This is a genomic window from Streptomyces sp. NPDC045899 (assembly GCF_056431485.1).
Genome location: NZ_JBWKKP010000079.1, coordinates 1 through 1,110, shown reverse-complemented (window position 1 = coordinate 1,110; position 1,110 = coordinate 1). Strand labels below are relative to the sequence as shown.

Below are 1,110 nucleotides of genomic sequence, written 5' to 3'. Positions count from 1 at the left end.
ATCTGCCTGGCCGGCGGCTCCAGCACCGCCGTCCCCATATGCCGCACCTGCCCGATCGCCACACCGTGGCTCACACCGACGCCTCGCAGCGTTGTCTCCATGTCACCCGTCCCCGGTCGATACGGCGGAACCCCGCCTGGTGGATGTCTTACGCACCGCGATCGCGCCCGGACCGGTCCCGCCGGCACCGGGCTCATATCCGGCTCAGGTCCAGTCGAAGAGCGCGTCGCCCGTCTCGACCATGGCGTCGCCGTCCCTGACGGCGGCCAGCGCGTCGGTGGTGGCCTCCAGCGCCACGACGGGGCAGATCGGTGACTTCCCCGCGGCCACGGCGACATTGGGGTCCCAGCGCACGACCGCGTCGCCGCGCCGGACGGTGTCCCCCTTGTTGATGAGCACCTCGAAACCGTCGCCGCTCAGCTGCACCGTGTCGATCCCCAGATGCGTGAGCACCCCGTGTCCTTCGACGTCCACGACGACGAACGCGTGCGGGTGGAGGGAGACGACGATGCCGTCGACCGGAGCCACGGCGACGCACGGTTCCAGCGCCGGATCGATCGCTGTCCCCGGACCGACCATGGCGCCGGAGAACACCGGGTCGGGGACCGCGGCGAGACCGATCGCACGCCCGGCGAGCGGGGCCGTCACGGTGGTCATGGGAAGCCTCCCAGGGGTGAAGATTGATCACGCGCCGTCACTGCCTGTCCCGGACAGCGCACTGCCGAGAAGCGTAAGTCATAGGAACTTTGGATTCCGCACGCGCGGCGCAGGCCGGAGAGCGTCCGGGGCGTCGAATCGATTTGCCACGGCTGTGTGGGGACCTGTACTGTCGTATGCCTGCCCACCGGATGAAGCATCGCAGTCATCTGCGAGACACGTCCAGGTTGAGGCGGCACCTTCAGTTACTAGATCCAAATCTCGGATCCGCTTTCGCATGCCGTGCGAACGACCCCGGTTCGAGACATGGAAATGGTCTGATAGCGTGTGAAACACCGAAGGGAAGCGCCCGGAGAAACCGGTGAAACGGTTTCGAAGGAAGCGTCCGTTCCTTGAGAACTCAACAGCGTGCCAAAAGTCAACGCCAGATATGTTGATACCCCGTCCGCATCA

1 protein-coding gene is annotated in these 1,110 nt (G+C 66.1%); it reads right to left on the bottom strand.

Annotation, left to right across the window (positions count from 1 at the left end):
• Nucleotides 1-204 precede the first annotated feature (204 nt).
• Nucleotides 205-657 (bottom strand): PTS sugar transporter subunit IIA, encoded by a 453-nt coding sequence (locus AC07FT_RS36415; RefSeq protein ID WP_479180457.1) that lies wholly within the window; start codon nt 655-657, stop codon nt 205-207.
• Nucleotides 658-1,110 lie beyond the last annotated feature (453 nt).